10 protein-coding genes are annotated in these 12,805 nt (G+C 72.6%); 1 reads left to right on the top strand and 9 read right to left on the bottom strand.

The features are described from left to right. Positions 1-18: 18 nt before the first annotated feature. The 4 genes from BOSE127_RS16255 to BOSE127_RS16240 form a co-directional block, all read right to left on the bottom strand. A complete protein-coding gene (locus tag BOSE127_RS16255) occupies positions 19-1,347 on the bottom strand; it encodes a M50 family metallopeptidase (protein ID WP_175470761.1) in 1,329 nt (442 codons plus the stop codon). Positions 1,348-1,475: 128 nt separating this feature from the next. Continuing rightward, positions 1,476-2,588, bottom strand: coding sequence for a 1-deoxy-D-xylulose-5-phosphate reductoisomerase (dxr, locus tag BOSE127_RS16250; protein ID WP_159558009.1), 1,113 nt, complete (start codon positions 2,586-2,588; stop codon positions 1,476-1,478). Positions 2,589-2,590: 2 nt separating this feature from the next. Beyond that, on the bottom strand, positions 2,591-3,562 hold the full coding sequence (locus BOSE127_RS16245; RefSeq protein WP_017885730.1) for an FKBP-type peptidyl-prolyl cis-trans isomerase: 972 nt from the start codon (positions 3,560-3,562) through the stop codon (positions 2,591-2,593). Positions 3,563-3,568: 6 nt separating this feature from the next. Beyond that, the gene (locus BOSE127_RS16240; protein ID WP_017885731.1) at positions 3,569-4,078 is read right to left on the bottom strand and encodes an OsmC family protein; all 510 of its coding nucleotides are present in this window, start codon (positions 4,076-4,078) and stop codon (positions 3,569-3,571) included. Positions 4,079-4,112: 34 nt separating this feature from the next. Here BOSE127_RS16240 and BOSE127_RS16235 point away from each other — a divergent pair, with 34 nt between their 5' ends. After that, positions 4,113-5,105: an asparaginase gene (locus tag BOSE127_RS16235; RefSeq protein ID WP_159558007.1), complete on the top strand. Its 993-nt coding sequence runs from the start codon at positions 4,113-4,115 to the stop codon at positions 5,103-5,105. A gap of 47 nt (positions 5,106-5,152) precedes the next feature. Here the strand turns inward: BOSE127_RS16235 and BOSE127_RS16230 are convergent, their stop codons facing one another. The 5 genes from BOSE127_RS16230 to BOSE127_RS16210 form a co-directional block, all read right to left on the bottom strand. Further along, on the bottom strand, positions 5,153-5,908 hold the full coding sequence (locus BOSE127_RS16230; RefSeq protein ID WP_159558005.1) for a hypothetical protein: 756 nt from the start codon (positions 5,906-5,908) through the stop codon (positions 5,153-5,155). A 65-nt stretch (positions 5,909-5,973) separates the two neighbouring features. Continuing rightward, positions 5,974-7,908, bottom strand: a complete 1,935-nt coding sequence (locus tag BOSE127_RS16225; RefSeq protein ID WP_328698931.1) for a zinc-ribbon domain-containing protein — start codon at positions 7,906-7,908, stop codon at positions 5,974-5,976. Then, the gene (locus BOSE127_RS16220; protein WP_159558003.1) at positions 7,905-10,382 is read right to left on the bottom strand and encodes a DUF3488 domain-containing protein; all 2,478 of its coding nucleotides are present in this window, start codon (positions 10,380-10,382) and stop codon (positions 7,905-7,907) included. Before BOSE127_RS16220 ends, BOSE127_RS16225 begins: the two co-directional genes overlap by 4 nt. Next, on the bottom strand, positions 10,379-11,692 hold the full coding sequence (locus BOSE127_RS16215; RefSeq protein ID WP_236559579.1) for a DUF58 domain-containing protein: 1,314 nt from the start codon (positions 11,690-11,692) through the stop codon (positions 10,379-10,381). The genes BOSE127_RS16220 and BOSE127_RS16215 overlap by 4 nt, the downstream gene beginning before the upstream one ends. Before the next feature lie 98 nt (positions 11,693-11,790). Then, complete coding sequence (locus BOSE127_RS16210) at positions 11,791-12,762, bottom strand: AAA family ATPase (RefSeq protein WP_027465773.1); 972 nt, start codon at positions 12,760-12,762, stop codon at positions 11,791-11,793. Positions 12,763-12,805 lie beyond the last annotated feature (43 nt).

Raw genomic sequence — 12,805 nt, 5'->3', positions numbered from 1 at the left:
GCGTAGTGGCTCCGAGCGCTACCCGAACAGGTTCACAGGTCGGACGATGTCGGCGTAGATGAGCAGCGCGCTCATGCCCGCCAGCAGCACCACGACGACCATCGTCAGCGGCATCGTCTTCGCCAGGTCGATGGGCCCCGGGTCGGCCTTGCCGACGAGCTTGAACGACCGTCGTTTGATCGCTTCCCACAGCGCGCCCGCGATGTGCCCGCCGTCGAGCGGCAGCAGCGGCACCATGTTGAGCACGAACAGGCCGATGTTGAGCGAGGCCAGCAGCCCGAGGATCGTGTACGCCTTGTCGACCACGGGGACACCGCTCATCGACGAGACCTCCCCGATCGCACGACCGACACCGACCACCGACACGGGGCTGTCCTGCGACCGCTCCTGCGCACCGAACGCGGCGTTCCACACCGCGACCAGACGCTGCGGCAGGTCGATGATCAGGTGCGCCGACGCGGCGATCTGGGCGCCCGTCGCGGGCAGGACCGCGGCCGGGGACTGCCGCACCAGGGACTGACCGATGCTGACGCCGACCACGCCGACGCGCTGGGTCTTCGTGGTGCCGTCGTCGTTCTTGACGACCTTCCCCTCGGCGTCGTAGACGTCACGGGTGGCGGTCGTCGGGGTGATCTCGAGCGTCTTCCGCGCGCCGTCGCGGTCGACGACCACGGTGACCTGCTCACCCGCGGACTCCTGGAAGACCTGGGAGACGCGCGTGATCGTGGGGTCCTGCTCGCCGTTCACCGAGAGCACGACGTCGCCGGACTCGATGCCGGCCTGCTTCGCCGGGGACACGGCGTCGCCGGGCGAACACTCGGTCGTCCGGCTGTTCGGCAGGACGCAGCCGACACTCGACGTGAAGGTCGTGGTCGGTGCCCCGAACCCGCACAGCAGCACGCCGAACAGCACGATGCCGATCACCAGGTTCATCGCCGGGCCTGCGACCATCACGATGATCCGCTTCCACGGCGTCAGGCGGTAGAAGGCGCGGGAGTCGTCGCCGCCGGAGTCCGCGATCTGCTCGGCGCTGGCCTGACGGGCGTCCTGCACGAACGCGCTGTACATCCCCGTGTTCGTGATCTCGCGGCCCGAAGCGCGCGGCTTGAGCATGCCCACCATCGAGATGTACCCGCCCAGCAGGATCGGGCGGATGCCGTACTCGGTCTCACCCCGCTTGAACGACCACATCGCCTTGCCGAAGCCCAGCGAGTACTGCGTCACCTTGACGTTGAAGAGCTTCGCGAAGGACAGGTGCCCCAGCTCGTGGAGTCCGATCGAGACCAGCAGGCCGATGATGAAGACGACCACGCCGAGGACGAAGAGCAGGACGGATTCGACGGTCACCGGGAAAGAGTACGGGACTGATTCCATGACGGAGCCGAGCGCCGTCTGCGAGGCGAGCTGGGCCTCCAGGCCGGTGCGTCACGTCCGCGGTCTGCCGCCTCCGCGTCGGACGGGAGGCGCGACCCGCGTCAGCGGGTCAGTGCGCGGTCCACAGCGGTGCGCGCCCACTGCTCCGCAGCGAGCACGCCGTCGAGTGAGGGCTCCCCCGCGGTGTGCTCCTCGACGATGCGCTCGACCGTGTCGACGATGTCCAGGAAACCGATCGCGCCGGCGTGGAACGCGGCGACGGCCTGCTCGTTCGCGGCGTTGAACACGGCCGGGAACGTCCCCCCCAGTTCGCCCACGCGCTTCGCGAGGGCAACGGCTCCGAAGGCGTCCTGGTCGAGGGGCTCGAACGTCCACGTGCTCGCGGTCGTCCAGTCGAGCGGGACGCCGACGCCGGGCACGCGGTCCGGCCAGGCCAGGCCGAGCGCGATCGGCAGCCGCATGTCCGGCGGCGATGCCTGGGCGATGGTGGAGCCGTCGACGAACTCGACCATCGAGTGCACGATCGACTGCGCGTGCACGGTGACGTCGATGCGGTCGTACGGCACGCCGAAGAGCAGGTGCGCCTCGATGACCTCGAGCCCCTTGTTCACCAGGGTCGCGGAGTTCGTCGTGACGACGAGTCCCATGTCCCAGGTGGGGTGCGCCAGCGCCTGGGCGGGGGTGACGTCGCGGAGCTGCTCACGGGTGCGCCCGCGGAAGGGACCGCCGCTCGCGGTGAGGACGAGCCGCTGCACCTCGGTGTCGGCGCCGGAACGGAGCGCCTGCGCGATCGCGGAGTGCTCGCTGTCGACGGGCACGATCTGCCCGGGCGCCGCGGCCTGCTGCACGAGCGAGCCGCCGACGATCAGGCTCTCCTTGTTGGCGAGGGCCAGTGTGGCGCCGCTCTCGAGCGCCGCGAGCGTCGGACCGAGGCCGACCGAGCCCGTGATGCCGTTCAGGACGACGTCGGCCTCGACGCTGCGGATGAGCTGCTCCGAGTCCGCCGCACCGAACGCCGTGTCGCGGACGCCGAACCGGGCGGCCTGCTCGGCGACCAGTGCACGGTTGCTGCCGGCAGTGAGCCCGACGACCTCGAACCGGTCGGGGTTGCGGGCGACGACGTCGAGCGCCTGGGTGCCGATCGAGCCGGTGCTGCCGAGGACGACGATGCGCCGACGCTCCGGACCGGCGCTGCCGACGCGGTCGTCCGTCACGGTCAGCCCTTGGCGAGGATGTCGACGACGAAGACGAGCGTGGCGTTCTTCGGGATGCCCGAGCCCTCCCGCGGGTTGGCGCCGTAGGCGTCCTCCGGCGTGGCGACGATGAGCACCTGCGAGCCGACCTTCTGGCCGACGAGCCCGGTGACGAAGCCCTTGATGAGCGCGCTCTCCGAGACGGTGAAGGTGGTGGGGACGCCCTTCGACCACGAGGAGTCGAACTCCTTGCCGGTGTCGTAGACGACGCCCTTGTACTGCACGAGCGCGGTGTCGCCGTCGGCGATCGCGGCGCCGTCGCCCTGCTTCAGCACCTCGACCGTGGTCTTCGTGGGTGCCTTCACGCCCTTCGGGACCGTGATCTCCGGCTCACCGGAAGCCTTGTCCTTGACCGTGGGCAGTCCCGGGTCCTGGTCCTGCGGGGTGCCGTTCGCCTTGGTCGGGGTCTGCGCGACGACGTCGGCGACCACGACGATCTCGCCGCCGGTGTTGAAGCCGAGTGCGGAGGACTGTCCGACCGCGGCGATCCGGTCGCCGACCTTCGAGCAGGCCAGGAGCGCGCCGAAGCCCTTGCCACCGACGGAGAGCACCTGCGGGTTGCCCTCGTCGAAGCCGACGGTGCCGAGCTTCTTGGCGTCGGACGCCTCGTACACGCTGTAGGAGACCTGCGCGTAGTCGCCCTCGTCGAGGGACGCGCCCTTGCCCTGCACGAGCCGGGTGGCCTGCGGGGTCTTGGCGGACAGACCGGACGCGAACTTCACGGTCGGCGCCTGCGCTCCCCCGAACGCCCCGGTCGCCTTGATCGAGTCGGACGACTTGCCGGGGTCGGGGCACGAGGTGATCGCCGAGGCCGTGGCACTGGCCGACGGGGTCGGCGAGGCCGAGGGCCCGCTCGAACCGGAGCCGGAGCAGGCGGCGAGTCCCAGCACGACGGCGGGGACGATGGCGATCGGGAGCAGGCGGAGACGCTTCACGGGAACCTAGTCTGCCCCACCAGCCGAAGAGTCCCCTGCCAATGACGCAGGTCGGACGACCAGCTGCGGCTCGTGGTGCACCGGGAACGCCACCGACCGCGCGATGAAGCAGAGCTCGTTGGCCGTGGTGTGCGCGGCCTCGGCGTCCGCCACCCGGTCGGCCTCGAGGATCGTGACCACCGGGTGCAGGGTCGCCTCGGTCAGCTCGCCCGACCCGTCGCGGTTCAGGCGGAGCGACGCGGTCGCGGTGTCCCGGTAGTCGACGACGGTGAAGCCCTTCGTGACCGCGACGTGCAGGTAGCTGAGCATGTGGCACTGGGCCAGTGCCGCGACCACCATCTCCTCGGGGTTCCAACGGTCACGGTCCCCGCGGAACGTCGGGTCGGCGGAGCCGGGGACGTCCGGCTTGCCGGTGGCCGAGACGACGTGTTCGCGGCCGTAGTCGCGGTACCCGGAGGTGCCGGTCCCGCGGTCGCCGGTCCAGCTGACGGAGACCTCGTAGGAGTGGTCGTGCACGGGTGCGCCCCTTCGCCTTGGCTAGCATGGCGGCATGACGGTGAGCCCCGAAGTCCGCAGTGATCGCCATCCTCTCACCGCCGACGGTTCCGTCGAGTTGGCGGTGCTCGAACGCTCAGGGTTCGACGAGAGCCGACACGTCGGAGCCGGCGTCGTCGTCGACGCGACCGGCACGGTGATCGACTCCGTCGGCGACGTGACCGCGAGCATCTACCCGCGTTCCACCATGAAGCCGTTCCAGGCGCTGGCGGTCCGACGAGCCGGTGCGCTGTTCTCCGACGAGGAGCTCGTCCTCACCACCGCGAGCCACGCCGGCACCGCCGCGCACCAGGCGCTCGCCCTGCACATGCTCGAGTCCTTCGACCACGTCGAGGCCGACCTCGGTTGCCCGCCGGACATGCCCTTCGACCGCGGGACCGCCCGCACGATGGACGGCCCCCGCCGACTGGCCATGAACTGCTCCGGCAAGCACGCCGGCATGCTCGCCGCCTGCCGGGTGAACGGGTGGGACGAAGCCACGTACCTGGACACGGAGCACCCGTTGCAGCAGCGGGTGCGTTCCGTGGTCGAGGAGTACACGCACGAGACCGTCGACCTGGTCGGCACGGACGGCTGCGGCGCTCCCGTGTTCCCACTGACCCTGACCGGGCTCGCGCGCGGGTTCGCCGGGGTCGTGGCACGGGCCGACGACGACTCCGCCGCCCTGACCGACGCGGTCCTGGCCCACCCGTGGGCGATCGACGGCGTCGGACGTGCGAACACGGTGACCATCGAGCGGCTGCAGGTGCTCGCGAAGTTCGGTGCCGAGGGCGTCATGGTCATGGGGTTGCCCGGCGGTGCGGCGGTCGCGGTGAAGGTGCTCGACGGCTCGCAACGGGCCGGCACCCTGGCAGCCCTGGCCCTGCTCGAGCGCAACGGGCTCGTCGCGGCCGACGGGGTGGCCGACGTGCTCGAGGCGACCGGTGAGCGGGTCCTCGGTGGCGGTGTGCCCGTCGGGACGGTGCGCGCGGGCGCCGGGCTGCGCTGATGCTCGGTCGTCGCTGATCGATCGGCGCCCCCGTCCGGCGCGCTTCCTCAGCCGGTGCCGACGGGGTCGAGGTCGAGCAGCGGGAGCGCCGGGGCGACCCGGACGACGTCGTGGTCGTCGGATCGGCGGACGGAACAGCCGTACCGCGTGACCTCGACGGTGACGTCTCGTTGTCGGGGCACCGATCCGAGTCCGGCCACGAGCACCACGGTGCCGAGCGGTCGGCCGCCCTCGTCCATCCACACCGCGACCGAGGTGCCCCGCGGCAGGGTGCGCGGCGAGGGCTCGTCGCTGGTCGGTCCCCCGGCGTCGAGGAGTCCGGGCGCGACGGCCCACCGCAGGTCGTCCCCGTCGTGGACGGCAGCGGCACGGAGCTGCTCGGCGAGCCCGCGGAACACCGCGAGGGCCAGTGCCCCGGTCCCGACGACCGCGACGTGTGACGCCGCATCGACCCGGACCACGTGATCGCCGGGACCGTGTCCGAGGACGAGTGTGGGTGACCCACCATCGGCGTCGGGGACGAGGGCCGCCGGCGGTTGCAGCACGTGGAGGCGTTCTGACGTGTCAGGAGGTGTGCCCGGAGCACCGACCCGGTCGGGGATCGACGGCGCGACGACCACGACCGGACGGTCCGCCGGGAGCGCCGACGCGGAACGGTGGAGCACCACGTCGACCAGGGCGCAGCACGCGCCTGCGCCGAGCAGGACACCGTGCCCGACGCCGCTGAGCGGCGCGAGGACGCCGACCAGGACGAGCGCGACCGCGGCCCCCACGACCACGCAGCGAGCGGTGAACCGGGACATGTCCCCATCGCACCAGGAACCGGGTGCCCGGCGTTGGCCCGGGAGCGGATCTGTGGAGAAGTGCCCTACTGCACCAGGAAGAACTGCTCACCGATGTCGACGCGCGCGCCCCGCTCGACGCGGTACCGGCGACCGGGCTCGCAGCGGCGGATGGATCCGTCGATGTGCCGGACGACCGTGCCGTTGCCGGAGAACCGGTCCGAGACCCACAGGTCATCGCCGTCCCGGCCGAGCTCGAGGTGGGTCTTCGACACGGACTTGCCCGGATCGTGCACGGTCAGCAGGTCGTCGTAGCGCTCCCCCGGCTGCGGTCGGGGCAGTCGACCGAGGAGCCCGGTGCCGTGCACGCCGAGTCGCTCACCCGTGCTGAAGTGCAGCACGAACGGAGCCCGGGTCGGGGTCTTCGCGACGATGCGGGTCTCGTCGACGTCCTCGTCGAGGTCGTCGACTCCGGCGTTCGAGTCCGGCCGGTCAGCAGGTTGCAGGGGCAGCGCCGGTCCGGTCACGCCCGGGATCGGGGGCAGGGGCGCAGCGAGCGGTGCGCCCGTGGTCGTGGTGGACGGCGCCGAGGACGGCGCGGCGACGGAACCCGGCACGGGTGGGATCGGCGAATCCGCGACGAAAGGCGCCCCGCGCGGTGTCTCCGATTCGGTCTCCGGTGCAGCGTGCGCCCCGCGGGGGCGTCCGCCCGGACTCGACTGCTCCACGTCGGCGGGGACGGGGACGGACTCGTCGTCCGCCTGGATCTCGTCATCCGGTTCGTCGAGTGCGGCGACGTCGGCGGACCGGTCTGGGTCCGCGGGCTCGTCCGCACTGCTGTCGTGCCCGTCTGCCTGGTTCGTGGCGGTGCTCGCCTCGGACGTCTCGGTGCCGGCGGTGTCGTCCGCTGCCCAGTCGGGCCGGGTCATCGGCAACGGCATGACCGGGCCGGTGAAGGCCGCGGTCACGGCGGGCCGGACCGCCCCGCACTCACCGCAGAAGATGTCGTCCGGCTCGAGCCGGTTGCCGCAGACGTGGCAGATGGTCGTCTCGTGCATGCCCGGTGTGACGAGCGGGGCCGGACGCGGCGGACGGCGGTCGATCAGCGGTTCGACCACGGCGGTGTCCCCGGGCTGCGGGGGCGACACGACGGGCGACTGGTCGTCGTCGGCAGCGGTCTCCGAGGCAGCGACGGTCAGGTGGTCCGGCTCCGGCGCGGAAACGACCGGCGCGTCGGACGCACGCGCGGAAGCCGGAGCGTCCTGCTCGGCGACCGGTTCGGACGGTGCTCCTGGCATGGGCGGGACGACCGGCTCGGCGGGTGCCTCGGCGGCGGCAGGTGCGCCCCGGCCCACCCACCAGGACGGACCGGCGGGTGCTGCCGGCGGTGCGGAGTCGGCTGGCGGTGCCCAGACGGGCAGGGAGGGCTCGGGCGCGACAGGCGCGACGGGAGCGACGGGAGCGGCTGGCGGAGACGGCACCGGCTGTTGCACGGTGGGCGCATCGGCGTCGTTCGCCGGCGCCGCGGGTGTCGCGGGTGTCGCGGGTCGACCGGGTGCCGGGGCGATCCGGGTCCGCTCGGGGTCGTCGGCGTCGAGCGGGTCGGACGCGTAGGCGTCGGGGTCCAGGACCGGCTCGGCCGCTGACCGGTCCGCCGCACCCGACCAGTCGTCGAGCCCCGACCCGGCACCGTGCACGTGCGAGGGCGCCTGTCGTGGGGCGAGGTCATCGGGACGCTGCACCGGCACGGGGGCCGGCGGTTCCTCGCCGCGGCGGTCGGCACCGGTGAGCCAGGCACGGGTCGCGGGGTCGAGCGTGGATTCGGGCAACCAGGCGTCGGAGGCGGGGTCGGATCGTCGGCCGTGCGCGTCGGGCTGCTGCAACGGCGGCGGCGGTGCCTGCTCGACGGGGGTCGGCGCGACCGGGCGACGGCTCGCCGCAGCGGTGACCGCGCGGCCGCACTCACCGCAGAAGATCGCCCCGTCCGGGAGCATCGATCCGCAGTGTTCGCATCTGATCACGTGGTGCCTCTGTCCTCACTCGGCCGACCACGAAGCTCGTCCGGCCTCTGGACATCGTAGTCGCCGCGCCCCGGTGCACCCTGGCCGCCGGTCGGCCGACGAGCCCGCGCCGTCGGACGCCGCAGCGTTCCCCGCAGGGACCGGAGCGAGACCGCCGTGCGGAACCGCTCCCGGCGGGTGCGGTCGCGGCGCAACGAGCCGATCGCGTCGTCGGTCGCGGACCACATGCGGTCGGCGGTGGTCTGGTCGGGGTCGCTCGGTCCGAACACCGCGCGGTCGGCCAGCGCAGCGAGTCCGGTACCGCCCTCGCCGGGTGCGCCGACGACGGCTTCACGACGAGTGGCGGAACGCCGCACGTCGTGCCCACGGTCGAGCAGCTGGTCACGGTACTCGTCCCAGGCACCGACGATGCGGCCCCGCGGCGAGGCGGCGTTCCGCCGTCGGCGCCGTCGCAGTCGCTTCAGCAGCACGATCACGGCGAACGGCAGGAGCACGAGTGCGACCACGCCGAGGGTCCCGAGTGCCCAGGGCAGCACCGCGAGCAGGATCTGGAGCCAGAGCGGCTGCACCGGCGGCGTGTTCCGGTCGCTCTCCGGAGGCGCCTGCTGGTCCTGGTCCTGCTGGTCCACCGGAGGCGGCGGCACGACGGTCTCCGGCCGGGTCACCGGCTGCGGGGTCTGCTGCTGCTCGTTCGGGATGTCGCGCACCTCGGGGTTCGGGTTGAGCATCACCCATCCCCACTGCGCGGTGTCCACCTCGATGCGGGCCGTCACGTCGGACCCGCGGAAGGTCGTCGTCCCCCCGCGCTGTGCGGTGCCGTTCCGGCCCGAGTCTCCCCCGGCGGTGAAGCCCATCACGACCCGTGCGGGGAACCCGATCTCGTCCGCCATGAGTGCGGCCGCCGCGGCGTACTGCTCCTGGTCGCCGATCATCAGGGGTGCGGTCAGGAGCTCCTGGACCCGGTCGGCGCCGTGGCCCGACCGGCTCTTCCGGTCGTCACCGACACCGTGGCTGACGTACCCGTTCCGCTGCAGCGCCTGCAGCGCGGCGAGGAGCTTCGCCCCGGGCGCCGACACGTCCTTCGTGGTCGACTCCACGGTGTCGCGGACGGCGTCGGGGACGTCCCGCGCGGTGGGCACGGCAGCGCTCCCCGGCCGGGCGGTGGCGAGCTGCCGTTCGGTCGGCTGGTCGGGCAGCACCGCGGTGAGGTCGTAGGAGGTGCCGTCGCCGACGCCGCCCACAACCGCGCCGGTGCTGGTCGACCCGTTGTAGAAGAACGCGCCGCGCTCGTCGTCGGCGTCCTTCCCGGTGAACTGCACACGTTCCAGGTCGCCGACGGTGGGCAACCAGACACCGCGGTAGCCGTCGACGGTCACCCCGACGTCGACCGTGGTGCCCCGGACACCCCGGACGTCGACCGCGGTCGGCACCCGTTCGAAGGTGCCCGAGCCGGCCGAACCGTCGGACCCGCCGACGCGGTAGACCACGCCGTCGTACGTGTCGAGCGTCGCGACGCGGACGAACCCGTCCTTCGGCAGTCCGGTCACCCGGAGCTGGGTGGCGTCCGATGCCGTCGACTCCTCGTAGGCACGGAACCCGCTGAGCGGACTGACGTAGTCGCGGGGGTCGAACGGCTTCACGACGTCGGTGCGCGCGACCGTGCGGTCCCCGGACGGCGGAGCGACCAGGCCGAGACCGGTCGCCACGACCGCCGCGGCCACGATGGTCCCCGTGCCGACGAGCGCCGGACGGACGATCGACCGCGCGACCGGCACACGGGAACCGATGGTGGTGGCCACCGCGACCGCGCGACGCGCGTGCCGCACCGTCAGCGCCCAGACGAGCGCGATGCCGACCAGGACGACGGCCGTCACGATCGACGTGTCGAGCCGGCTCGGCCCGACGACCACGCCCACCGCGAAGAGCACGAGTGCCGGGATGCTCGCGAGTTCCTGCCTGGAGGCGCGGGTCGCCACGCTCACGGCGGTCACCGTGGCGACGAGCAGCGTCACGAAGTACGGCACGAGCAACGCTTCGTACGACCCCACGGGCAGGCTGATGGTCACCAGCTGCTTCCAGCCGAGGGCGACGCCCGCGAAGAGGTCGAGGAATCCGCGCCCGGTGGGCAGCAGGCCGTTGGCCTGACTCGGCACGGCGGCGGGGACACCGCTCACCGTGAAGGCGGCGACCGTCGCGATCGCCACGACGGCCGTCGGCAGCCGGAACAGGGTGCCGAGGAGCGCGACGACCGTCCCGATGACGATCGCGGTGACCGCTGCGGTGAGCATCGCTGGGTCGCGGTACACCGGCCACCACGACGTGCTCGCGACGGCCAGCAGCAGCCAGACCGCCAGGGTGCCGCCGGCGAGCCGGAACGGGACGAGCCGTCGGGCATCGCGACGGTCCGACCGTCGCGTGGAACGCCTCGCCCGGTCCGCCGAGGGTGCCGGGGTGGTCACGGGTGCGGCGCTCACGCTGCCGACGCCGATCGGTGCAGGGCGTGCCGGAGGTCGTCCAGGTAGCCGATGGTCATCACGGTCAGGCCGGCGACCCGCAGGAACCGGGGCTGGGCCTCGGGCTCGCAGATCACCGCGACGACCTCCACCCCGACGGGGAACCGGGTTGCGGCGAGCCGCAGGGCGGGCAGGCCGACGGTGGACCCCACCACGAGGAACGCGACGGAGATGCCCTCGGTGTCGCTGCCGACGATCCGCGAGACCTCGGCGATGGGCAGGCAGGCGTCGGCGAGGCCGACCGAGGCGAAGTCGTCGAGCAGGCGCGTGGGCGTCACGGTCGGGAGCGTCCGCACGGCGTAGACGGCGCGCTTGGCGAACTCCGGGGTGCGCTGCGACACCACGACCGAGACCTCACGGCCGTCACGGATCGCCCGGGTACCGAGCGACGCCGCGGCGCTCACCGCGAGCTCGAACTCCTCGTCGTCGGCGAACTCGCCGCGGGCGATGCCGAGCGCGACCACGAGGTGCGAGCGTCGGGTGTCCTCGAACTGCCGGACCATGAGCGCGCCGGACTTGGCGGTCGACTTCCAGTGGATGGTGCGGGGGTCGTCACCGGGCATGTACTCGCGGATCGCGTGGAAGGCGATGTCCGACGGCGACAGGTCGGTCGTCGCCTGCCCCTCGAGGTCGCGCACCAGGCCCGTGCTCGTCGACGGGATCGCGATCGTGCGCGGGTGCACGATGACCTGCTCGCGGGCGGTCCAGACGACCTCGCGGCGGACGAGCCCGACCGGGTCGGCGCGGACCCCGGTCACGGGACCGACGTCGAGCACCCCGCGGCGGAGCGTGGGGACGGGAACCTGCCGCTCGAAGGTGCCCTGCGGCCCGATGGCGGGGATCGCCACGTCCACGAGGCCCGATCCGACCGGCACCTCGACGGTCGTCGGCACCGACGGCAACCGTGTGGGGTTCTCGGCCGTGACGATCACACCGGCCTCGTCGCCGACCGCGACGCGGTGCTGCGGCAACCGCATCCGGATCGCGAGCCGCGACCGGCCGATCAGCGCCACCGCGGCGACGACCGCGAGCACCGCACCGGCGAACCCGACGACGACGATCTCCCGCAGGCCGAACCGGTAGCCGACCACGAACGCGACGAGCGTCAGCGCGGCGACCGTCCACCCGAGCCCGGTGACGACGGACGAGACCTCGCCCCAGAGACGCAGGACGAACCTCCAGGCCGTTGCCCAGAGCCGGACGATCCCGATGACCGCATCCGCTGCGACGCCGTCGCGGTCACCGACGATGCGCGTCCGGACGTTGGTCATGCCGGTGACGGTCCCCGTGCGCTCGTACGCCGTCGTGCCACGACGCGACCGCGTCGAGGACGGACGGCGCGAGCGCGTGGAGACGGACCGGCGGTCCGTCACGTCGTGACTCGGTCGGCGGGCGGCGGGGTCTCCACCAGCAGCTGTGCGATGACGCTCGGTGCGCTGACGCCGTCGAACTCGGCCTCGGCGTCGAGCACCAGGCGGTGTGCGAGGACGGGGACCGCAAGCGCCTTCACGTCGTCCGGGGTGACGTAGTGCCGGCCGCTCAGCGCCGCGAGGACACGGGACGCACGGATCAGGCCCATCGCACCGCGGACGCTGACGCCGAGTCGGACCTCGCTCGCCGAGCGGGTCGCGTCGACCAGGCGGGCGACGTAGTCGGCGATCACGGCGTCGACGTGCACGGTGCGCGCCAGGGCAGCCATCTCGGTGATGGTCGCGGCGGGCACGACGCTCGCCAGCGGGACCGACGCCGAGGGAGCCGACGAGGTCTCCAGGATCTTCACCGTCGCGGCGTGGTCCGGGTAGCCGATCGACGTCTTCATCAGGAAGCGGTCGAGCTGCGCCTCGGGCAGGCGGTACGTGCCGGCCTGCTCGATCGGGTTCTGGGTCGCGATGACCATGAACGGCGCAGCGAGACGGTGGTTGACGCCGTCCACCGTGATCGCGGACTCCTCCATCGCCTCGAGCAGCGCGGACTGGGTCTTCGGGCTGGCACGGTTGATCTCGTCGGCGAGCACGATGTTCGCGAAGACCGGCCCGCGGTGGAAGTCGAACTCCTGCGTCCGCTGGTCGTAGACGCTGATGCCGGTGATGTCACCCGGCAGCAGGTCGGGGGTGAACTGGATGCGGTTCGTGGTGCCCTGCACGCTCTGCGCCATCGCCCGGGCCAGGCTCGTCTTGCCCGTGCCGGGGACGTCCTCGAGGAGCAGGTGCCCCTCGCTCAGCATCGCCGTGACCGCGAGGCGGATCACGAACGTCTTCCCGAGGAGCACCTGCTCGACGTTGGTCACGATGCGGCCTGCGACGTCGGCGAACCAGGTGGCCTGCTCCGGGGTCATGCTCATGCGGGATGGTCCTTCGGTCGTGGCGGGAGGTGCGGCAGAGGGC

Origin of the sequence: Curtobacterium sp. 8I-2 (assembly GCF_902506155.1) — a bacterium.
Taxonomy (GTDB): domain Bacteria; phylum Actinomycetota; class Actinomycetes; order Actinomycetales; family Microbacteriaceae; genus Curtobacterium; species Curtobacterium poinsettiae.
Note: the sequence above shows the minus strand (reverse complement) of the source record. Positions and strands in the feature narration are given on the sequence as shown.

Excerpts from the sequence above, each read along its gene's own strand:
- BOSE127_RS16235 (WP_159558007.1), top strand. The coding sequence starts at position 4,113 with ATGACGGTGAGCCCCGAAGTCCGCAGTGATCGCCATCCTCTCACCGCC.
- BOSE127_RS16230 (WP_159558005.1), bottom strand. The coding sequence starts at position 5,908 with ATGTCCCGGTTCACCGCTCGCTGCGTGGTCGTGGGGGCCGCGGTCGCG.
- BOSE127_RS16215 (WP_236559579.1), bottom strand. The coding sequence starts at position 11,692 with ATGACCAACGTCCGGACGCGCATCGTCGGTGACCGCGACGGCGTCGCA.
- BOSE127_RS16210 (WP_027465773.1), bottom strand. The coding sequence starts at position 12,762 with ATGAGCATGACCCCGGAGCAGGCCACCTGGTTCGCCGACGTCGCAGGC.